General features: G+C 68.3%; 19 protein-coding genes. 4 read left to right on the forward strand and 15 right to left on the reverse strand.

Features of this window, described 5'->3' with window-relative positions; genetic code table 11:
• Positions 1-65 precede the first annotated feature (65 nt).
• The 11 genes from AB4Z00_RS24300 to ectA form a co-directional block, all read right to left on the reverse strand.
• Complete coding sequence (locus tag AB4Z00_RS24300) at positions 66-1,787, reverse strand: SLC13 family permease (RefSeq protein WP_134095912.1); 1,722 nt, start codon at positions 1,785-1,787, stop codon at positions 66-68.
• Complete coding sequence (locus AB4Z00_RS24305) at positions 1,784-3,340, reverse strand: DUF389 domain-containing protein (RefSeq protein WP_442047579.1); 1,557 nt, start codon at positions 3,338-3,340, stop codon at positions 1,784-1,786. The genes AB4Z00_RS24300 and AB4Z00_RS24305 overlap by 4 nt, the downstream gene beginning before the upstream one ends.
• A gap of 161 nt (positions 3,341-3,501) precedes the next feature.
• Positions 3,502-4,395 (reverse strand): hypothetical protein, encoded by an 894-nt coding sequence (locus tag AB4Z00_RS24310; RefSeq protein WP_442047565.1) that lies wholly within the window; start codon positions 4,393-4,395, stop codon positions 3,502-3,504.
• Between the two features lies 1 nt (position 4,396).
• Complete coding sequence (locus AB4Z00_RS24315; RefSeq protein WP_442047580.1) at positions 4,397-5,662, reverse strand: mechanosensitive ion channel family protein; 1,266 nt, start codon at positions 5,660-5,662, stop codon at positions 4,397-4,399.
• Between the two features lie 78 nt (positions 5,663-5,740).
• The gene (locus AB4Z00_RS24320; RefSeq protein WP_132268934.1) at positions 5,741-7,024 is read right to left on the reverse strand and encodes an MFS transporter; all 1,284 of its coding nucleotides are present in this window, start codon (positions 7,022-7,024) and stop codon (positions 5,741-5,743) included.
• Positions 7,021-8,256, reverse strand: a complete 1,236-nt coding sequence (locus AB4Z00_RS24325) for an MFS transporter (protein ID WP_132268933.1) — start codon at positions 8,254-8,256, stop codon at positions 7,021-7,023. Before AB4Z00_RS24325 ends, AB4Z00_RS24320 begins: the two co-directional genes overlap by 4 nt.
• A 14-nt stretch (positions 8,257-8,270) precedes the next feature.
• Positions 8,271-9,746, reverse strand: coding sequence for an aspartate kinase (locus tag AB4Z00_RS24330; RefSeq protein WP_442047566.1), 1,476 nt, complete (start codon positions 9,744-9,746; stop codon positions 8,271-8,273).
• Entirely contained in the window at positions 9,743-10,657 is a 915-nt protein-coding gene (gene thpD / locus AB4Z00_RS24335; RefSeq protein ID WP_132268929.1) for an ectoine hydroxylase, read from the reverse strand. The genes AB4Z00_RS24330 and thpD overlap by 4 nt, the downstream gene beginning before the upstream one ends.
• Positions 10,658-10,673: 16 nt before the next feature.
• Positions 10,674-11,090 carry an ectoine synthase gene (locus AB4Z00_RS24340; RefSeq protein ID WP_442047567.1) on the reverse strand — a complete coding sequence of 139 codons (417 nt, stop codon included), beginning with the start codon at positions 11,088-11,090 and terminating at the stop codon, positions 10,674-10,676.
• Positions 11,091-11,144: 54 nt separating this feature from the next.
• Entirely contained in the window at positions 11,145-12,455 is a 1,311-nt protein-coding gene (ectB, locus tag AB4Z00_RS24345) for a diaminobutyrate--2-oxoglutarate transaminase (RefSeq protein ID WP_442047568.1), read from the reverse strand.
• A 16-nt stretch (positions 12,456-12,471) separates the two neighbouring features.
• Positions 12,472-12,954: a diaminobutyrate acetyltransferase gene (gene ectA / locus AB4Z00_RS24350; protein WP_442047581.1), complete on the reverse strand. Its 483-nt coding sequence runs from the start codon at positions 12,952-12,954 to the stop codon at positions 12,472-12,474.
• A 302-nt stretch (positions 12,955-13,256) separates the two neighbouring features.
• Here ectA and AB4Z00_RS24355 point away from each other — a divergent pair, with 302 nt between their 5' ends.
• On the forward strand, positions 13,257-13,718 hold the full coding sequence (locus AB4Z00_RS24355; RefSeq protein WP_132268924.1) for a MarR family winged helix-turn-helix transcriptional regulator: 462 nt from the start codon (positions 13,257-13,259) through the stop codon (positions 13,716-13,718).
• Positions 13,719-13,727: 9 nt separating this feature from the next.
• Here AB4Z00_RS24355 and AB4Z00_RS24360 read toward each other — a convergent pair whose 3' ends face one another.
• From AB4Z00_RS24360 to AB4Z00_RS24375, 4 genes are all read right to left on the reverse strand, one after another.
• Entirely contained in the window at positions 13,728-15,188 is a 1,461-nt protein-coding gene (locus AB4Z00_RS24360) for an alginate export family protein (protein ID WP_442047569.1), read from the reverse strand.
• Between the two features lie 59 nt (positions 15,189-15,247).
• Entirely contained in the window at positions 15,248-16,438 is a 1,191-nt protein-coding gene (locus AB4Z00_RS24365; protein WP_442047570.1) for a benzoate/H(+) symporter BenE family transporter, read from the reverse strand.
• Positions 16,439-16,448: 10 nt separating this feature from the next.
• Positions 16,449-17,777 (reverse strand): MFS transporter, encoded by a 1,329-nt coding sequence (locus tag AB4Z00_RS24370; RefSeq protein WP_132268920.1) that lies wholly within the window; start codon positions 17,775-17,777, stop codon positions 16,449-16,451.
• Between the two features lie 123 nt (positions 17,778-17,900).
• Positions 17,901-18,824 carry a LysR family transcriptional regulator gene (locus tag AB4Z00_RS24375; protein ID WP_132268978.1) on the reverse strand — a complete coding sequence of 308 codons (924 nt, stop codon included), beginning with the start codon at positions 18,822-18,824 and terminating at the stop codon, positions 17,901-17,903.
• Positions 18,825-18,936: 112 nt separating this feature from the next.
• On the opposite strand from AB4Z00_RS24375, the gene AB4Z00_RS24380 reads away from it, so the two are divergent.
• The 3 genes from AB4Z00_RS24380 to AB4Z00_RS24390 are packed head-to-tail and all read left to right on the forward strand — an operon-like array spanning position 18,937 to position 21,349.
• The gene (locus AB4Z00_RS24380) at positions 18,937-20,094 is read left to right on the forward strand and encodes a muconate/chloromuconate family cycloisomerase (RefSeq protein WP_442047571.1); all 1,158 of its coding nucleotides are present in this window, start codon (positions 18,937-18,939) and stop codon (positions 20,092-20,094) included.
• Positions 20,095-20,097: 3 nt separating this feature from the next.
• Positions 20,098-20,388, forward strand: a complete 291-nt coding sequence (catC, locus tag AB4Z00_RS24385; protein WP_086489968.1) for a muconolactone Delta-isomerase — start codon at positions 20,098-20,100, stop codon at positions 20,386-20,388.
• A 40-nt stretch (positions 20,389-20,428) separates the two neighbouring features.
• Positions 20,429-21,349 carry a dioxygenase family protein gene (locus AB4Z00_RS24390; protein ID WP_134095922.1) on the forward strand — a complete coding sequence of 307 codons (921 nt, stop codon included), beginning with the start codon at positions 20,429-20,431 and terminating at the stop codon, positions 21,347-21,349.
• Positions 21,350-21,379: the final 30 nt, after the last annotated feature.

Below are 21,379 nucleotides of genomic sequence, written 5' to 3' on the forward strand. Positions count from 1 at the left end.
CTAACGCATATCTGCAGACGAACCGGAACGCGTCGCGGCGGTCGCTGTTCCCCGCAGCCGGACCCCTACCCATAAAGAACCGAGAGCGTCACCGCCGCGCAGGCGACCACCGCCACCACCAGCGGCGCGCCCATGCGGGCGTAGTCGCTGAAGCGATAGCCGCCCGGCCCCATGACGAGCAGGTTGTTCTGGTGCCCGATGGGGGTGAGGAAATCGGAAGACGCGCCGATCAGCACCGCCAGCAACGCCGCATCCGGACTGACGTGCAGCAGGCCGGCGGCGTCTATCGCCAGCGGCCCCATGATGATCGCGGTCGCGACGTTGTTGAGGAAGATCGAGAGCAGCAGCGTCACCGTGCAGAGCGCCGCCAGCACCGCCACCAGCGGCATTCCCGCCAGGACATGACCCAGCCACTGCGCGGCGATGGCCGCCGCGCCGCTGTCCTCGAAGCTCTGGCCGACCGGGATCATCGCCGCCAGGAGGACGATGACGCTCCAGTCGATGGAGCGGTAGATTTCCTCCGGCGGCAGCAGCCGCAGCGCCGCGATCAGCACCGCCGCGCCGGTGAAGGCCAGCGCCGGGGACATGCCCAGCCCGACGATGCAGGCGATGGCTGCGGCAAAGACCGCGAGGATACCCGAGGCGCGCCCCCGCGCGGTGGGAACGGGATCGTGGCGGTCGATCTCCAGCACGCGGGCGCCGGCGCTGAAGCTGCCGAGTTCCGCCTGCGGGCCGCGAATATAGAGCTGGTCTCCTGCGCTGATCCGCATGTCCGCCAGTTGCCGCCGCTCCCGCGCCACGCGCGGCCCCACCGCCACCACCTGCAATTGCTGCCGGCTGCGGGTGCGGACTTCGTCATAGCCCAGCCCGATCAGCGGCGATCCATGCGCCACCGCGACCCGCACGGTGACGGCATCGGGGACGTGATCGACGGAAAGATCCGAAACCAGCCCGGCCGTGGTCCCGACCGACCACTGGTTCTTGCGTGAGAGGACCAGCAGCCGGTCCTGCGCCTGCAAGGCGCCTTGCGCGCCGATCCGGTCGATGCCGCGAAAGGCGGCCAGCAGGCGTCCACCGGCGCCGCGCAGGCGCGCCCGCACTTGGGCCGCGTCCAGCCGCTCGTCGGGGACGACCAGTTCGTAGACGCGCCAGGGCGGCTTGCCGTCCGCCGCATCGCCGCGCCGCGCCGGCAGGAGCCGCCAGCCGACCACGCAGAGATAGGCCAGCCCCACCACCGTCACCGCCACGCCCACGGGGGTCATCGTGAAGAACCCGAAAGGCGCGCCCAGCCGCGTTTCGCGGACCGAGGAGAGGATCAGGTTGGCGGGCGTACCGATCAGGGTGGTCATGCCGCCCAGGATCGTCGCGAAGGCCAGGGGCATCAGCGTGGCGCCGGCCGAGCGCTTGGCCGAGCGGGCGATCTCCGCGGCGATCGGCATGGTGATGACCAGCGCGGCGATATTGTTCATGAACGCGGAGAGCAGCGCGCCCACCAGCAGCAGGCAGGCAAGACGCATCGCGAAAGGCGCGCGGGCGGGGATGATGCGGTTCGCCACGGCTCCGGCGGCGCCGCTGAGTTCGATGGCGCGGCCCACCACCAGCACGGCCGCCACCGCGATCACCGCCGGATCGGCGAAGCCCGAGAAGGCATCGCCCGGCGCGACGAGACCGGTGACGAGGCAGGCGATCAGGGCCAGGAAGGCCACGAGATCGTGCCGCACCTTTTCGGATACGAACAGAACGAGCGCGCCCAGCAGGATGAAGGCGCTGAGGGCGGCCGGGCTCAAGGCTGGGTCTCGCCCTCATCGATGCGGCGCAGTGCGAAACGGCTGCCCGCGGCCGGGGCCGGGAGAGGCGCTATGCCGTTCTCGCGGAGCAGCGCAGCCACCGCCAGCGCGCGCCGCTGGACGAGCGTGGGCTTCTCCGGCGCCTCCTCCGGGGCTTGCTCCGATGATGCCGGGGGCAGTCCGGGAACGCCCAGGCTGCGCACGTTCCAGCGCCGCGCGGCCCAGGCACTGACCAGCACCGCTTCCCGCGCGGGGGCATCCAGCGTGTCCGCGCTGCCGGTGAAGGCGATCGTCGGCGTGGCCATCTGCGGCGGGGTCAGCACCACGTCCCAGCCGTCCGCCTGCGCCGCGGCGCGTTGCTCCAGCACCCGGTATGTCGCCAGCGAGGCGCCCGGCAGCGGCACGGCATCGGCCATGGCGCGGTGATGGTCGCGGTCCACGGTGACGCCGTCCGCCGTGGTCCCGGCGGTCAGGGCCAGCATCTGCGAGAGCGCGGCGATGCGCTGGGTCTCGATGGCGGCGGCGTCGCCCGCCTGGCGGATTTCCTCGCGCTGGGCCTCGATGGCGCCGGCGCCGGGTTCGAGCACCACCTGGTCCAGCCGCAGGCGCAGCGGCTTGCCCAGGCGGCTGGTGAGGTCTTCCTGCAGGGCCGCGGTGCGCTGCATCCGCCCGCGCGGGGTGATGACCACGGCGCGCACCACCACGGGATCGGCATCGAAGTCGATATCAAGCTGGGTCACCCGCGCGTCGGCGCCGAAACGCTCGGACAGGAAGGAGCGCGTCTGGTTGACGGTGACTGCTTCCCCGGCGATCTGCTTGAGCGAAATGCCCAGCGGAATGGCCATGGCGACGAAGACGAACAGCAGGACGAACGTCTGCGTCCAGCTCTGCTGGCTGGTGAGATGGTGGCCGAACCCGTAGAAGCGCGCCATGGCCGTGGCGGAGAGGGCAATGGTCACGAAGTTGGTGACGAACAGGGCGAAAGCGCCGCCCAGCACGGGCATGTTCCATGTCGCCAGACCGAAGCCGACCACTGCGAGTGGCGGCATCAGGGCCGTGGCGATGGCGACGCCGACGATCGTGTCGCCGCGCCCGCGGATGATCGCGAAAGTCCCCGCCAGGGCCGCGAACAGCGCCACTGCCAGGTCGAACAGGTTGGGCCGGGTGCGGGCGATGATCTCGCTGGTCGGCGCCTGCAGCGGGGAGAGGGCCACGATCAGCGCGGTGAAGATCACCGCCGCCACCGCGCCCACCGCCAGGGCGGTAAGCGAGCGGCGCATCTCGGAGAAATCGAACAGGGCCAGGCTGAAGCCCAGCCCCAGGATCGGGCTCATCAGCGGCGAGATCAGCATGGCGCCGATGACCACGGCCGGCGACGAGAGCAGCAGGCCGAGCACGGCGATGCCCGCGGACATCATCACCATGAAGGCATAGCGCGGCGACCACCCGGAATCCTCGGTGATGCGCGCCATCACGCTCTCGTGATCGACCCGTCCGACGACCGATCGCCGCCACCAGCGATAGAGCGCGATCTGCTCGAACCGGTCCTGCATGGCGCTGTTTGGGCTTTCCGCCCCTGCTGCCTGTTCCAACCCCCGTTACCTCCTTGTCTGCAGTCCGGCCCGATCCGCGGTCCGGCAACAACCCGCCGCGCGCCCTTCGGTTTCCGCCCGGCACGAAATCGGCCCTCTTGCCGTTCCGCGCAAGCCGGCGCTCAGGACATGGTGCGCGGGCAGCTGCCCAGTGCGGCGAGCACCATGCGGTAGTCAGTGAGGGCCTGCATCTTGCCCTCGTAGGTGGCGGAAATATTGGCGCGCTCGGCCGGGGCGGGCGGCAGGAAGCAGGCCAGGCTGTACCATTCCAGCGTGCCGCGCGCGGGTGGGCGGCCCGCCGTCGCCACCACCGCGGAGAACGAGACGCCCCAGGCGGGCGCCTGGCCCGGTTCATGGCGGACCGTGATCGAGGCGCTGCGCCCGCCCTCGGTATCGAGGAAGATCTGCGTGCGTCCCTGCCCGGCGAGGTTGCCGGGCACGTAGAGCATTTCCCGCACCCGCGTGACATTGCTGGGCGCATTGCGGGCGACCCGGCTGCGCAGGACGGCGCGCAGGCGCACTTCCTCGTCCGGGGTCCAGAGGATCTGGGCGGTGGGCGCGATCAGCTTCAGGTCCTCGGGGCGGCCCGGCACCGGGGAGGCGAACAGGATGACATCGCGGCCGGGCAGTTCCGCCGGTCCCATTCCGGTAATGACGCCGTTTGCGGGGCCGTCCTGGGGCAGGTCCACCAGGTAGCGCAGCGATCCGCCGATCGGCGCGGCGCCGAACAGCAGCGCGCCGGTTGTGGCCTCGACATAATAGCGGGCATGGCCGGGCGCGGGGATGCGCTGGCTTGCGGTGTTCACGCGCGTCACGCCGGCGACTTGCGCCCTGACGACCATATCCGCCCGTTTCGCGAGCGAGACCACGTCGGCATCGGTTGGCCCTGCCTGCGCAGCAGAGAGCCCTGCCTGCGCAGCGGCGGGTGGGGGCGTCAGGGCAAGCAGGGCAGCGGCCGCCATGGCGGAGACTGCGGAAAGGCGGCGGGCGGCTGGCATGGGTAAGGCGGCCTTCATGTCACGCAGGGTCCTGAACGGGAAGGGAGGGAGCGGGGGGCAGGACGGCGTCCGGCGAGGATACCGACCGCGCGACCGCGCCTGACAGGTCGAGGCCGGTGGGCCGCTGGAAAACGCGGAGGTCGAACTCCGGGATGATCGCGATAAGGTGGTCGAGAATATCGGCCTGGATGCTTTCGTACTGGGCCCAGGCCGTAGTGGAGGCGAAAGCGTAGATCTGCAGCGGCAGGCCGTATTCGCCGGGTTCGAGCTGGCGCACCAGCAGGGTCTTGTCCTTCGCGATGTCCGGGTGCGCGGTAAGGTAGGCGTGCACATAGGCGCGAAAAGTGCCGATATTGGTCAGGCGGCGCATGTCCAGGATCTCGCCTTGCGCGTGGTCCTGGTTCCAGCGGTTCACTTCGCCGCGGCGCTCCGCCAGGTACTGGCGCAGCAGGGTGAAGCGCGAGAGCGCCTCCAGTTCCCCGGCCGTCAGGAAGCGCACGCTGTTCTGGTCGATCATCAGCGAGCGCATGATGCGCCGCCCGCCCGATTCCGACATGCCGCGCCAGTTGCGGAAGCTCTCGGTGATGAGCCGGTGAGTCGGCACGGTGGTGATGGTCTTGTCGAAGTTCTGGATCTTCACCGTGTGCAGCGCGATGTCGATCACGTCGCCATTGGCGTCGAGCTTGGGCATCTCGATCCAGTCGCCCACGCGGACCATGTCGTTGGAGGTGATCTGCACCGATGCGACCAGCGAGAGGATGGTGTCCTTGAACACCAGCAGCAGCACGGCCGCCATGGCGCCCAGTCCGGACAGCAGCAGCAGCGGAGACTGGTCCATCAGCGCGGCCAGTACCAGGATCGCGGCGGCGCCGTAGACCAGCAGCTTGGCCACCTGGACATAGCCCTTGATCGGCCGGTGCCCGGCTTCCGGGCGGCGTTGGTACACGTCGTTGGCCAGGGTCAGCGCGCCGGACAGGGCCAGGGCGAGCGTCAGGATCACTACGGCCGCGCAAAGGCTGTGCACGAAGCCGACCAGCGCGGGCGGCAGGCCGGGCACCGTGCCGATCCCGCCCTGCACGATCACGGCGGGCAGGATGTTCGACAGGCGCGCGACGATGGCGCCGATATGCCCCGCCTCGACATCGAAGGGCGTGCGCCGCAGCAGGCGCATCATGCCGCTCAGGACGATGCGCTTGGCGATCCAGTTGGCCAGCCAGGCGGCGGCGGCCAGGAGCAGCAGGGCGATTCCGGTGTGCATCCAGGGCTCGGAGGCCCAGGGCGCCATGGCCCAGGGCCCGCTTGTTCCGGGGGCAGCCAGGGCGGCGAAAGCATCGGTTTTCAAAGGGAATCCTCGGTTAGGCAGTCAGACGGCGCGCAGCGGCTTGCCGGCGGTTTCCTCGGTATAATGCAGCGCCACCAGCCCGACGAGACAGGCGGCGATCATCACGTAGGCGGGGGTGAGCGGATCGCCGGTCCGGTCGATCAGCCAGGCGTTCGCCGCGGGGGCGGTGCCGCCGAACAGCGAGGTCGAGAGGTTGTAGGCGATGGCGAAACCGGCAAAGCGCACCGGGGTGGGGAAGAAGGCGGGGAACGTCGCCGAAATCGTTGCCAGTTGCGGCACGTAGAGCAGCCCCAGCAGGGCATAGCCGATCACCGCGCTGGCAAGGCCGGTATCCATGAAGTGATAGAGCGGCACCACCGCCAGCATCAGCCCGATCAGCGAGGCCATCCACATCGGCTTGCGCCCTACCCGGTCCGACAGGGCGCCCGCAAAGGGAAGCAGCACCATCATGAACAGCATGCCGGCGATGGGCACGGCCAGCGCGGCGTCGGTCGAAAGGCCCAGCCGGCGCTCCAGATATGTCGGCATGTAGCTGAGCAGGGTGTAGTTCACCACGTTGAGCGCGATCACCAGCCCGCTCATCGCCAGCAGCGGGCGGCGGTGGCGGCGCATCAGGTCGCGCAGCGGCGTGGCGGATGCGTTCTGGCCGCTCTCTTCCACTTCGCGGAACAGCGGCGTCTCTTCCATGCGCGCCCGCAAGTAGACGCCTACGAAACCCAGCGGCCCGGCCAGCAGGAACGGCAGGCGCCAGGCCCAGTCGCGCATGGCGGCGTCGCCCAGCAGCAGCGAGAAGCCCAGCATCAGCAGGGCGCCGCCGCAGAAGCCCGCCAGCGTGCCGACTTCCAGGAAGCTGCCATAGAAGCCGCGCTTCCGGTCGGGCGCATACTCGGCCATGAAGATCGCCGCGCCGCCGTATTCGCCGCCGGTCGAAAAGCCCTGCACCATGCGCAGCACCACCAGCAGCGCCGGTGCCCAGAGGCCGATCGCCGCGTAGGAGGGGATGAGGCCGACGCCCACCGTGGCCGCCGCCATCATCACGATGGTGATGCCCAGCACCGCCTTGCGGCCGTAGCGGTCGCCCAGCGGACCCCAGAAGAAGCCGCCCAGCGGCCGCACCAGGAACGAGATCGCGAATGTCGCCAGCGCGAAAAGCGTCGCTTCGGCGGCCTCGCCAGGGAACAGCGCGGCGGAGATATAGCTGACGCCATAGGCATAGATGCCATAGTCGAACCACTCGGTGGCATTGCCGATCGCGGATGCGGCGATGGCGCGGTGCAGTACGGCCGGCGAAGTCTGGTCGGTCATTCAAGAGTGCTTTCGTCCGAGGCCACCGGGTCGAGCGCGGCGGACATGGGCGTGGTGCGCGGCAGCACGACGTAGGTTTCCTGGAGATGGCCGGGGACCGGCTCGGAGCGGACCTGTCGCCACAGGCCGAATGCCAGCGCGGCGCCGGCGCAGGCGGCAACGAAGAGGAACAGCCCGGCCGTTCCCAGCAGGGTCATCGCCAGCGCCCCCAGCGAGGGGCCGATGGCGGCGCCCAGCGAATAGAGCAGCACCAGCCCGCCGCTGGCGGCGACGCGCTGCTCGGCCGAGAGGTGGTCGTTGGTATGGGCGACGCAGAGCGGATAGAGCGCGAAGCTGAGGCCGCCCCACAGCGCGCCGAACGTCAGCAGCGGCAGGTTGCCCTCGGTCAGGGCGATGGCGAGGCTGGCGGCCAGCGTGCCGGCGAAGGCCATCACGATCACCATGCGCCGGTCCATCCGGTCGGACAGGCGGCCCAGCGGCCATTGCAGCGCCACGCCGCCCATGATGACGACGCTCATGAACAGCGCGGTCGCGGAAAGGTCCAGCCCCGAGCGCCGGGCATAGACCGCGCCCATCGCGTAGAAGGCGCCGAGCATGATCCCGGTCAGGAAAGCGCCGACGATCCCCAGCGGCGAGACCGCGTAGAGTTCGCGGAACGAGAGCGAGGAGGCTTCCCCCGGCGCGGGTGCGGCGATGCGGGTCAGCACCACGGGCACGGCGGCGAGCGAGATCAGGATCGATCCCACCATCAGCGGCATCGTCGATGCCGCGCCGCCGAGGTTGAGCGTGAACTGCCCGATCGCCTGCCCGCCATAGAGTGCGATCATATAGCCGGCCAGCACGCTGCCGCGCCCGGCGCCTTCGGCCCGTTCGTTCAGCCAGCTTTCCAGGCAGACGTAGATGCCTGCCAGGCAGATTCCGTCCGTGAAGCGCAGCAGGCCCCAGAACGGCACGTCGCGGTGGATGGCATAAGCCAGCGTGCTGGCGCTCAGCACGGCCACGAAAGCGGCGAAGGCGCGGATGTGGCCGATGCGGCGCAGCAGCGACGGCGCACGCATGGAGCCTGCGACCAGTCCTGCGAAATAGGCGGTGCCGACCAGGCCGATCGCCAGGGTGCCAGACCCCCCGCGCTCCAGGCGCACGCTGACGAGCGTGTTCATGAAGCCGCCGCCCGCCATCAGCACGAAGATGGCGAGCAGCAGGCTGCGCACGGGGAGGATGGCTTTCAGCATGATCAATCAAGCGATCAGGCGGCAGCCAGTTCCTGGGTTCCGGCTGGTTCCGGGGTTCCGCCCACCGGGGCGGCGGCGCCGCCTTCGACCAGCGCCTTGTGCAGCACCCGCACCGCCTGGTCGAAAGCCTCGACCGCGACGATGAACTGCACGTCGACATTGCGGATCTGGTGCTGCATCGCGGCCATGCCGATCCCGGCCTCGGCCATCGCCATCAGCGCGCGCGGGACCAGGCCCGGCTCCGCAAGGTCGCTGCCGATCACCGAGACCATCGCCACCGGCTGCACCGTCACGGCGGCGCCGGGCCAGTGCGCCTCGATGTCCGCGACGATGGCGGCCATCTGCGCCGGACTGGTGCCCGAGAGGTAGTGCGTGATGGTGTTGGCGTTGGAGCTCTTGCTGACGATCCACGCCCCGTGGCGGGTCAGCGCCTCCAGGATCGCGGCGTCGTAGCCCTTCTCGCCGACCATGTCCTGTTCGAACACCTGCAGCGCCTGGACCGAGGCCAGCCCGGTGACGATCTCCACGCGCGGACGGTCGGAAACGTAGTCGCCGCAGATCAGCGTGCCGCCGTCGTGCCGGTCGAACGTATTGCGCACCCGCAGCGGGATGCCGGACTGGCGCAGGCCCCGCCCGGCCCGCGGGTGGATGGCCTCCATGCCCAGGTTGGCAAGCTGGTCCGCCACGTCGTAGTTGGTGCGCCCGATCTTGCGCGCCACCGTTTCGCCCACCAGGCGCGGATCGGCGCTGGAAAGGTGGAACTCCTTGTGGATGATCGCCTCGCGCGCCTGCGTCAGCACGGCGATGCGGGAGAAGGTCATTTCCGAATAGCCGCGCGCATAGCGGCGCACCATGCCGCCCTCGCAGCCCGCATAGCCGGTGACGATGGGCATCTGCCTGGCAAGGTCGATCGGCGCCATGGCCTCGACGATGCGCTCGTCCAGGCTGCGCATGTCCGCGTGGTCCCAGAGCGTCAGGTCGACGAAGACCGCGTTCACGCCCCGGTCGCGCAGCATCAGCGCGGTGGAGTGCGCCGAATGCGCCTCGCCCAGACCGGCCAGCATCTCGCGCACGGTGGTCATCTGGTCCTTCAGGCAGAAGCGACCATGCGCGCGCAGGCGGTCGAGATCGTCCAGGCAGGTTTCCAGCGCGGCGATGCGCATGGCCACGAAGGCATCCGCTTCCTCCCGGCTGGCGGAGCGCGCGAACATCTCGGCATTGCGCGCCCACATCGCGCCCATCACGTCCGCCAGGGCGGAGCGCCAGGCGCCGGGCACTTCGTTGCGGATGAAATGGGCATGGACGCCGGGCTCGCCCGACTTCTTGTGCTCCAGCAGCAGGTCGGTCATCCCGGCATAGGCCGAGACCACGAAGATCCGGTTGTAGAGGTCCGCGCCCTTGCGGCCGGCGACCAGCACGTTGTCGAACACCGTGGAGGTGGCCGCCATCGAGGTGCCGCCGATCTTCTCGACGGAATGGGTCCGGTTCATGCGGCTTCTCCTTCGAGGATGCCGGAAACCGGCGTGATCGTCTTCACCTCGCGCGCGGCGATGAAGTCCGGACGCGGAGTGGCGGCGGCGAAGGGCGCTTCGAGCCGGTTGCTCACGGCGTTGTAGACCAGGAAGGCATTGGCGCGCGGGAAGGGCGTGATGTTGCCATTGGACCCGTGCATGGTGTTACAGTCGAACACGATGACCGTCCCCGGCTTGCCGGTGGGCGAGACGATGCCCTGGCGGTGCGCCAGCTGGGCCAGCGTATCTTCATCGGGCACGCCGTATTCCTGCTTGCGCAGCGACGCGCGGTAGTGGTCTTCCGGCGTCTCGCCCACGCAGGCGATGAAGACGTGCTGCGATCCGGGCATGACCATCAGCGGGCCGTTGTGAGGCGTGTTTTCCGCCAGCAGCACCGACATCGACAGCGCGCGCATGCGCGGCATGCCATCCTCGGCGTGCCAGGTCTCGAAGTCGGAGTGCCAGTAGAACTCCTTGCCCTTGAACCCCGGCTTGTAGTTCAGCCGCGACTGGTGGATGTAGACCTCGTCGTCCAGCAGGTAGCTGGCGACGCCGGCCAGCCGCGCGTCGGCGGCCAGGCGGCCCATGGTCTCGCTCTGCTCGTGGATCTCGAAGATCGAGCGGATCTCGCGGCTGCCGGGCTCGGCGATGACGGTTTCGTCCTTCAGGCCCGCCGGGTTGCCCAGGAGGCGGCCGGTCTCGGCCTGGAGCGCGGCCATTTCGGCCTCGGAAAACACGTCCTCCAGCACCAGATAGCCGTCACGGTCGAACTGGGCGATCTGCTCGGCGCTGAGCGGTGCGCCGGGCTGCCATTCGCGGCGCGCGACGGGTTCGTCGCGGGGAAAGAGCTGCGGCTGCGCGGCGCAGCGGGTGGGATAATGATCCTGCATCGTCTGGCCTTCCTCCTCAGTCCGTGAGGGCCGGCTCGCCGGCATCTTCACTGGCGTCGGCGGGATAGGCGCCGCTTTCGTCATGAACCTCGCGTCCGGTGACGGGCGGGTTGAACACGCAGGCGCAGAGGATGTCCTCGGTGGGCCGCACGATGTGCTTGTCGTTCTGGTTGAGCGCGTACATCACGCCGGCCTTCAGCTCATGATTCAGGCCGGTGCCCAGGTCCTCGATGGTCCCGGCGCCCTTCAGCACCAGCACGGCTTCCAGGTGGTTCTGGTAGTGCATGTGCAGTTCCTCGCCCGCGAACATCGTCGTGACGTGGAACGAGAAGCCCATGCCGTCGTCCTTGAGCAGCAGCCGGTCGGAGTGCCAGCCATTGGACTCGACGTGGCGGTCGGACTTGCGGATTTCCTTGAGTTGGCGAACGATCATATGGTCAATTCCTGTAAATCTGTGCCTCTAGTTCGAGGCGATCTGGAAGGGTGCTCAGGCAGCGACACCGAGCGGGCGCTTCACCGGGGCGATCGCCTCGGCCAGCGCGGTTTCCAGGATGTCGAGGCCCGCATTCAGCGTGGCATCGTCGATCACGAGCGGGGCGAGCACCTTGACGATCTCGTCATGCGCGCCGCTGGTCTCGATGATCAGGCCGGCATCGAAGCAGGCGCCGGTGATGCGGGCGGCGATCTCGCCGCTGCCCACGTCGATGCCGCGCATCATGCCGCGCCCGCGGGTCGAGAGACCATGGCGGTCGGCCATGCGCTCCAGCCGGCCTTCGAGGATGCCGCCGCGGCGGGCGACGTCGTCGGCAAAGGCGGGATCGGCCCAGAATTCGCGCAAGGCCGCCGTGGCGGTGACGAAAGCGTGGTTGTTGCCGCGGAACGTGCCGTTGTGCTCGCCCGGCGCCCAGATATCGAGGTCGGGGCGGATCAGGGTGAGCGCGAAAGGCAGGCCCATGCCCGAAAGCGACTTGGCCAGGGTGACGATATCCGGCGTGAAGCCCATGCCCTCGAAGCTGAAGAACCCGCCGGTGCGGCCGCAGCCGGCCTGGATGTCGTCGACGATCAGCAGCGCGCCGTGCTTCCGGGCGAGCGCGGCGATCTTGCGCAGCCAGCCGGGGCTGGCGGCGTTGAGGCCGCCTTCGCCCTGCACCGTCTCCACCAGGAAGGCGGCCGGCGCATCGAGACCGCTCGACGGGTCGGACAGGCGCTGTTCCAGCAGGTCCGCGGTATCCACGCCCTCGCCATAGTAGCCGTCGAAAGGCTCGTGGCTGACATGGTTGAGCGGCACGCCCGCGCCGCCGCGCTTGCCGGCATTGCCGGTGCAGGCCAGCGCGCCCAGCGTCATGGCGTGGAAGCCGTTGGTGAAGGCCACCACCATCTCGCGGCCGGTCACCTTTCGCGCCAGCTTGATCGCGGCTTCCACCGCATTGGTGCCGGTCGGCCCGGTGAACATCATGCGATAGTCCAGCCCGCGCGGCTCCAGCACGACATCCTCGAAAGTGCGGAGGAACTCGGTCTTGGCGTCGGTGTGCAGGTCCAGCGCGTGAGTCACGCCGTCACCGGCGATGTAGTCCACCAGCGCGGCCTTGAGCACGGGATGGTTGTGGCCGTAGTTCAGCGAGGAGCAGCCCGAAAGGAAGTCGAGATAGCGGCCGCCCGCATTGTCGTGCATCCACACGCCCTGCGCCTTGCCGAACTGGCGCGGCATGGAGCGGGAATAAGTACGCACGGCGGATTCGCGGCGCTCGTAGATTTTCGTGTCGGGCGCGGCGGCGCTCGGCATGGGCATCTTGGTCATGTCAGGGTTCCCCTGTTCAGGATTGGGCGGACGGCAGGGGCGCGATGCTCGCCTGCCATTCCGTGTCGTGCGCACCGGCAAAGTGCGCGTCGCGCTCGAAGCGCGGCGATTTCGAAAGCTGCGCGCCGTGGCGGCGCGCGAAGGCCGTGAACAGCGCCCAACTGGCGGCATTGTCCTCGGTGATGGTGGTGGTCAGCGTGGTGGCGCCGCGCACGGCGGGCCGGGTCAGCAGGGCATCGAGCATGCGTCCTGCCAGTCCCTCGCCGCGGGCCGAGGCGGCCACGGCCACCTGCCACACGAAAAGACGCTCGGGATGCGAAGGCGGGCGATAGCCGGAGATCCAGCCGACGGCCTGCCCATCCCGCTCCGCAAGCACGCAAGTATCGGCAAAATCGCTGCACTGGAGCAGGTTGCAATAGGCCGAGTTGGGATCGAGCGGCGGGGAAGCCGCGATCAGGGCCGTGACGGCGGGGCCGTCTTCGGCAGTGGGGCAACGCAGGTGCAGCGGCGCTTTGGCCACGTCTTCCTGCGGCGCGTTCTCGGGGCCCCCGGAAAGATCCCGGAGGCTTGCCTCGTTCGCATTCAAATCTAAGATTACTTCACCCTCCGAAGCACATCGTTGTGCTTGGCTATTGCCTCATAGTGACTGCGCTTGCGGCGAAACATACTGATTCGGCGCGGCATTGCAACAGCCCACCGGGGGAATGGTTCCAGAGACCCTGCCGTTTCATGTCGCAAATCTTCCATATCCGAAGCATATTCACACTTGGCGCAAAGCCCCGTCAAAGCTAGCTGTCGGGCATGGAATCGGACCTCACGCCAGCGGCGCTGACGGCGCTGCGAAAAATTATCGACGCCGCCGATCTGGATAACCGGAAAATGGCCGCCGCGACCGGTCTCACCCCGTCGCAGGGCCTGGTCCTGCGCCAGATCTGCGGGCACGAGTCGATCACACCCGGTGCGGTCGCAACCGCGCTGCGGTTCGGCCAGGCGACGATCACCAATATCGTCGACCGGCTGGTCGCCGGCGGCCTGGTCACGCGCACCCGCAGCCTGACGGACAAGCGGCAGATGCTGCTGCAGGCGACGGACGAGGGTCGCGAGAAGCTGCGCGCCTCCCCGTTTCCGCTGCAACTGCGCTTCAGCCAGGGCTTCGGCGCGCTGGAGCGGTGGGAGCAGGCCATGCTGCTGGCCGCGCTGGAGCGGCTCGATGCCCTGCTCACCCCCGGCCGGGGCGAAGAGACGCCGCCCCCGGCGCGCTAGGCTCCTCCGCTAGATCCGGAACGTCAGGTAGGCGGCGGCATAGAACAAGTCGCGCCCCGGCTTGAACTTCTCCGAAACATCGCCGTAGATCGTGTAGAAGCCGAGCGTTGTGAAGGGGTTGAGCGCATAGCGCCCGGCCGCCGTGGCACGCTTTCCGAAGAAGCGGGAATCGGTCTCGTCGGCGCGGCGCAGCACTTGCCCGCCCAGCGAATAGACGCCGTCGTGGATCGAGGTGCGCCACAGCCCTGCCGCCGAGAAGTCGAGCGTCAGCTTCGCGGTCGGCTGGAGCGTCAGCATCGGCTGGAAGATCGTCAGGTTATGCGGCCCGAGGTCGCCGTTGTAAGTGAGCGGCTTGGGGAACAGCGGTCCGTAGGTTCCGGCCTTGCCGTCGCCGGGATTGCGGTCGCCCGAGCCCACGTCGACGCGCAGGGCCAGTTTGGGCTTCCACCCTCCCTGCCAGCCGTGAGCGATGGTGCCGGTGACGTAGTAGGCATCGATGTCGAGGTTCCCGAACGAGCCCCATTGCCGGATGCCCTCCACATCGACGCTCCAGGCATCGGCCTTCCCGGCATAGCGCAGCGAGAGCGTGCGGCGCCGGTCGCGCGCGGCGGGCGCGGTGGCGAAGGACACGCTGGCGCGGTCGGAGGAAACGAACAGCATTTCGGCCCGGCCGGTATGGCTTCCGGCGCCAAAAGTGCGTCCGGCGTGGAGCCCGGTCAGGTCGTAGTCGTGGTTGGTCTCGTCGTCGAAGGTGCCCAGCTTTTCCAGCACCGCATGGCCGGTGAGGAAGCCGCCGTCCCACGGGCCCATCGTGCCCATCACGCGCAGGAGGTCCAGCGAGCGGCGGGTATTGGCGCCTTCGCGCATGTCGAACACGGTCTGGTTGCCGATGCCGATTTCCTGGCGGCCGAAGCGCGCGGTGATCCGCGCCGTGCCGACCGGCACATGCGCCTCGACGAAGGCCTGGTTGAAGTCCAGACGCCCTTCCTCGATCGGCGCGACCACGGAATCGAGCCCGGTGCTGGTGGCGTGCTCCAGGTCCACGAAGGCGCGGAACAGGCCCTCGACCTGGAGGTCGCCCCAGACGCGGGTGCGCTGCTGGAAGTTGCCGTCGTCATCCTGCGGACCGCGTCCCCAGCGTTCGCCGATGCGCAGCTCGGGCCGCAGGCGCAGCTCTCCGCCGAGCGAGGCATACGTATTGCCCGCCAGCGGAATGTACTTGATCCGGGTCCAGAGATTGGCGTCGCGCACGGCGCGGAAGCTGGAATAGTCCTCGTCATGGTTGATCGGCTTGAAGGCCGGCTTGGGCGCCTTGGGGCGGTTCGGACTTTGCGGCGGCGCGATCTCGGTCGCGGCGGTCTGTGTCGCGGCAGGCGCCTCGGCGGGGGCTTGCGCCGACACCGGCGCGGGAACGTCCGCAGGCACCTGCGCAGCGGCTGCGGTCAGGGCATGCGCCATGATCTGGAACATCGATACTCTCCCGTTTTTTCGTTTGTTCTGAAGGGGGCGACCCAGTCGCAGCCGCTATGTCATCGTCTTGCGGCGAAAGTCTGGAGCATGTGCACGGCCAGCCCGAAGACCAGGCCCCAGAAGGCGGAGCCGAGGCCCGCCAGTGTCATGCCCGAGGCGCTGACCGCGAAAGTGACGAGCGCCCCGTCGCGGCCCTGCTCCGCGCGCAGGGCCGTGCTGAGCGAGCCGGAGACGACCGGAAACAGCGCCAGCCCGGCCAGCGCGGCGATCAGGGTCTTGGGCAAAGTGGCGAACAGGGCCAGCACGGTCGCCGCGAAAGCGCCGAAGATCAGGTAGGTCACGCCGCCCGCGATCCCCGCGAGATAGCGCTTCGCCGGATCGGGGTGCGCGTCCGGCCCGAGGCAGATCGCGGCGGTGAAGGCCGCCAGATTCAGGCCGTGGCAGCCGAACGGGGCCATCAGGATCGAGCCTATGGCGCTGGCCGAGACGATCGGGCGCGCCGGCGGGGTCTCGTAGCCCGCGGCGCGCAGGACGGCGATGCCGGGAAGGAACTGCCCGGTCAGCGCCACGACCGCCAGCGGCAGGGCGATGCTGGCGGTGGCGGCCCAGTCGAACCGGGGCGTGGTCCAGACCGGCACGGTCAGGCGGGGGGTGCCGATGGTGCCCGAAAGGCCGCCGTCCAGCATGGTCAGCACCACGCCCGTCACCAGCACGGCGACGACGGCATAGCGCGGGGCGAGCACGCGCCCGGCGAAGAAAGCGGCGATCATCGCGATCACCATGACCGGCGCGGAGGGGACGGCGCCGATCATGTCGATCACGAAGCGGAACAGGATGCCGGCCAGCATGGCGGCGGTGATCGCGGCGGGCAGGCGCTTCATCAGCCGGTCGAACGCGCCCGAAGCGCCTACCGCCAGCACCGCGAGGTTGGCGACGATATAGGCGCCCACGGCCGTGGCGAAGTCGGTCTGGGGCAGCATCGTCACCAGCAGCGCAGAACCTGGCGCCGACCACGCCACCACGATCGGCACGCGCCAGCGCCAGCTCAGCACGATGCCCAGCACCCCGCTGCCGATCGAGATCGCCCAGATCCACGAGGCGACGACCGCCGGCTCCAGCCCTTGCGCGGCCTGGAACACGATCACCAGCGGTCCGGCGTAGGATATAGTGGTGGCGATGATCCCGGCGACGATAGCCGGGATCATCGATGTCTGGCCTTGTGCCGGGAGCGTCTCGATGGTGGTGGTCATGATCGTCCGTTCACGCCGCCAGGGCGTAGGCTTCCCGGCTGCGCTGCTGGCGGCGGCTCACCATGTAGAGCGCGGTCGCCAGTACGGAGACGAGGCCCGGAATGGAGAAGGCGAGGAAGTTGAGCGCCATCGGCAGTTCCGCCGCGAGCAGCAGTCCGCCGAGCATCGGCCCCACGATCGCGCCGACCCGGCCCATTCCCGAGGCCCAGCCCAGTCCGGTGGAGCGCACGGAGAGGCTGTAGAACTCCGCGACGCTGGCATAGAGCAGGATCTGCGTGCCGGTGGTGCCGGCGCCGGCGATGAAGATCAGCAGATAGAGCACCGGCATGGCGCTGTTCAGGCCGAGCAGGGCGATGCAGAGCGCGCCCAGGGCGAAATAGGCCATGACCACGCGGGGCAGCCCGAAACGGTCTGCCAGGCGCCCGCCCATGATCGCGCCGAACATGCCGCCGAAATTGAGCGCGAGCAGGAACGAGAGGCTGGAACCCAGGCTGTATCCGGCGCTGCGCATCAACTGCGGCAACCACGAACCCAGCGCATAGACCATCAGCAGGCAGCAGAAGAAGCACAGCCACATGGACAGCGTGCCCAGCGTGCGGTCATGCCGGAACAGTTCGCCCACCGAGGCGCGCCCCGTGTCGGCCTCGCGCAGGACCAGCGGCGCGCCGGAGGCGGCCTCGGGGGAGAGCTGGCGAAGGATCGCGCGGGCCTTGTCCTGCTCGCCCTTGCGCACCAGGAAGCCGACCGATTCCGGCAGGCCGCGCAGGATCAGCGGAAGCAGTGCCAGCGGCACGGCGGCGGCCAGGAACATCGCCTGCCAGCCGAACCGGGGCAGCAGCCAGATGCCCAGGCCCGCCGCGACCATGCCGCCCACGGCATAGCCGCTGAACATCAGCGCCACGAGCGTGCTGCGCATCCGCCTGGGGGCATATTCGTTGGTGAGCGCAACGGCATTGGGCATCAGCCCTCCGCAGCCCAGGCCCGCGGCGAAGCGCAGCACGCCGAACATCGTCGGCGTCGTCACGAAGCCGTTCAGGAAGGTCGCGGCGCTGAACAGGGTGAAGCAGAGGGTGATGCACTTCTTGCGGCCGATCCGGTCACCCATCGGTCCGAACAGAAGCGCGCCGGACATCATGCCGAACAGCGCCCAGCTTGCCAAAGAACCGGCTTGCGGTGCGGTAAGTTGCCACTGCTCCATCAGCTTGGGGAGCACGACTCCGTAAATGAATACGTCGTAGCCATCGACTATAAGCAGCAATGCGCAGGCTATAATTATCTTGAGGTGCAGATTTCCGAATCTGGCTTCGTCGACAAGACGACTTACATCGATACCTTGCATATCGATTCCTCTCCCATTTCACGTTGTGTGATTTTCCGGGAAAGTGAATGACCTGCAGGGGTTCAACAAATACCGTTTAAGTCCGATGCGAATACGCAGCGGGTATCGCCGGAAACGCGCCGGTCACAATTCCTCGCTCAGCGCGGCGGGCACGTCGTAGCCCCACTGCGCATATTGCCGCGCGATCACCGCGGCCATGAGCGCCAGTTCGGGAGAGCGGTCTCCCGGGCGGTGGCTCATGATGATGGGGGAGGTGGCCGGTTCCACCAGTTCGCGGAAGGCGACATCGTGGCTGCGCGCGCGGCGCACCGATTCCGGGACGATGGCCATGCCTTCCTCCGCCGCGACGAGGCCGATGGCGATCTGCAGTTCGCGCGCCTCGTGCACGATGCGCGGCTCTATCGAATGGTCGCGGAACAGCGAGATCACCTGGTCGGCATAGCTGGGGCGGGGCGCGCGCGGATAGATGATCTGCGGCTCATCGGCCAGGTCGCGCAGCGAGATCGGCCCGCTCCCGTTGGCCAGCGGGTGGTCGACTGGGAAGGCGGCCACGAGTTTCTCGTTGCGCAGGATGATGCGGCGGACCGAAGGGTCCTCGAAGCGGATGCGCCCGAAGCCGACATCGATGCGTCCGTCCTTCAGTGCGGCGATCTGGTCCAGCGTGGTGGCTTCCACCATGACCAGTTCCACGTTCTCTGCCGCCTTGCGGAATTCGCGGATCAGTTCGGGCAGGCGGGCATAGATGGTGGAGGCGACGAAGCCGATCACCAGCCGCCGCCGCTCGCTGGTGGCGGCGGCCCTTACCATGGCCTCCACGTCCTCCATGCGCGCCAGCACCTGCAGGGCCTGTTCGTGGAGCAGGCGGCCGACGGCGGTGAGCCGCAGCGGGCGTGTGCCGCGATCGAGCAGCGGTGCGCCGACATGCGCCTCCAACTGCTGGATCGCGCGCGAAAGCGGCGGCTGGGCGATGTGCAGCCGTTCGGCGGCGCGGTTGAAGTTCCCCTCGTCCGCCACGGCCACGAAGTAGCGCAGAAGGCGCACGTCCATCACGATAATATACCTCTCAGGTATAGGCCTGTAACCGCATTGATCTTTGCAGCCGCTGCGACCGAGGCCTAACTTTCCCATCGAAAGCTAAACATTCGGGAGAGTCGCTGCAATGGCCCTGTTGAGCCAAGCTGATACCTTAATCGTCGATGTACCGACGATCCGCCCGCATGTTCTGGCCATGGCCACGATGCATTCGCAGGCGATGGTGATCGTGCGCCTGACCGACAGTGACGGCGTAGAGGGCATCGGCGAGGGCACCACCATCGGCGGCCTCAGCTATGGCGAGGAAAGCCCGGAAAGCATCAAGTCCGCCATCGACACCTATATCGTCCCGGTCCTGAAGACCTGCGACATCAGCCGCGTCGGCGCCACGATGGCCAAAGTCGCCAAGTGCGTGCGCGGCAATCACTTTGCCAAGTGCGCGGTGGAAACCGCGCTGCTGGACATGGCGGGCAAGCGGCTGGGCGTCCCCGTTTCCGAACTGATCGGCGGGGGCCGCGTGCGTGACGATATGCCGGTGGCCTGGACCCTCGCCAGCGGCGACACCGCGCGCGACATTGCCGAGGGCGAGGAAATGCTTTCCCTGCGCCGCCACCGCATCTTCAAGCTGAAGATCGGCAAGCGCAGCGTGGAACAGGACGTCGCCCATGTCGGCGCGATCTGCAAGGCGCTGGGTGACCGCGCCAGCGTGCGCGTGGACGTGAACCAGAACTGGAGCGAGGCGCAGGCCAAGCTGGGCATGGCGATGCTTCAGGACGTGGGCTGCGACCTCGTCGAACAGCCCATCGCCGGGGACGACATTGCCGCGATGACCCGTCTTGCCACCACGCGCGGCGTGCCGCTGATGGCGGACGAGGCGCTGCATGGCCCGCGCACGGCGCTGCGCATTGCCTCGGCCGGTGCGGCGGGCGTGTTCGCGCTGAAGATCGCACAATCGGGCGGTCTGTTCGCCACCGCCGAAGTCGCCGCCATCGGCACGGCGGCCGGGATCGGCCTCTATGGCGGCACGATGCTGGAAGGCGGCGTGGGCACGGCGGCCTCGGCCCATGTCTTCGCCACCGTTCCGGAGCTTGCCTGGGGCACGGAGCTGTTCGGCCCGCTGCTGCAGACCGAGGAAATTCTCACCGAGCCGCTCGGCTACGGGGACTTTTCGCTGAAGGTGCCGACCGGCCCCGGCCTCGGCATCGCGCTCGATCCCGACAAGGTCGACTTCTTCCGGCGTGACCGTTCGGGTCCGCGCCTTCACGCCGTAAACGCAGGAGCCTGAGCCATGCTGTTCATGGTCGAAATGGACGTCAACATTCCGCTGGACTTCGACGCGGAAGAAGCCGCGAAGATCAAGGCGGCCGAGAAGGCCTATTTCCAGAAGCTCCAGCAGGCGGGCACCTGGCGCCATATCTGGCGCAAGGTCGGGCTCTATTCGAACGTCTCGATCTTCGATGTCGAGAGCAATGCGGCGCTGCACGACACGCTGATGGGCCTGCCGCTCTACCCCTTCATGACCATGAAGATCACGCCGCTCTGCCGGCACCCATCCTCCATCCATGACGACGATCGCTGATCGCCGGAGCCACTGAATACAGTCCTTGGGAGAGAACAAAATGGACGTCAGCTTCGTAAAGACCCCGGAAATCCAGCAGCTGCTCGATCGCGCCGCCGGCGTGAACGAGAGCGGCGGCAGCCCCCGCCTCAAGGCGATCATGCGCGACCTTACCGAATCGGTGATGGAGCTGATCGTCCGCCACGACATTTCCGAAAGCGAGTTCTGGCTCGCCATGAAGTACCTTTCGGACAGCGCGGGCGAGATCGGCCTGATCGTGCCGGGCACGGGGCTTGAGCACTTCCTGGACCTCTACATGGACGCCAAGGATGCCGAGGCCGGCCTTTCCGGCGGCACCCCGCGCACCATCGAGGGTCCGCTCTACGTTGCCGGTGCGCCGCTGGTGGAAGGCAACGTGAACCTCTCCGTCGACGAGGACGAGGGCACCACCGTCCTGCACATGACCGGCAGTGTCACCGGCCCGGACGGCGAGGCGGTGGAGAACGCGATCGTCCACGTCTGGCATGCCAATTCTAAGGGCTGGTATTCGCACTTCGACCCCACCGGCGAGCAGACCCCGTTCAACAACCGCCGCCGCATCAAGCTGGCCAAGGATGGGCGCTATGCGTTTCATTCCAAGCAGCCGAGCGGTTACTCGGTGCCGCCGGGCGGATCGACCGACCAGCTGATGCAGGCGCTGGGCCGCCACGGCAATCGTCCGGCCCATGTCCACTTCTTCATCGAGGCACCGGGCTATCGCACGCTGACGACGCAGATCAACTTCGGCGACGATCCCTTCGCGGCCGACGACTTCGCCTTCGGCACCCGCGCCGGCCTGCTGCCGGTGCCCAGCCGCCAGGGCGACAGCGCCTACATCCAGTTCGACTTCCAGATGCAGCGCGCCGCCGATGCGGACGACGAGCACTTCTCGTCCCGCGCCCGCGCCGAGGCCGAACCGCAGCCCGAAACAGAAACGGCCTGACCACAGAAAAACGGGAGACAAGATCGTGTA

This window comes from Novosphingobium sp. YAF33 (assembly GCF_052113265.1).
Taxonomy (GTDB): Bacteria; Pseudomonadota; Alphaproteobacteria; order Sphingomonadales; family Sphingomonadaceae; genus Novosphingobium.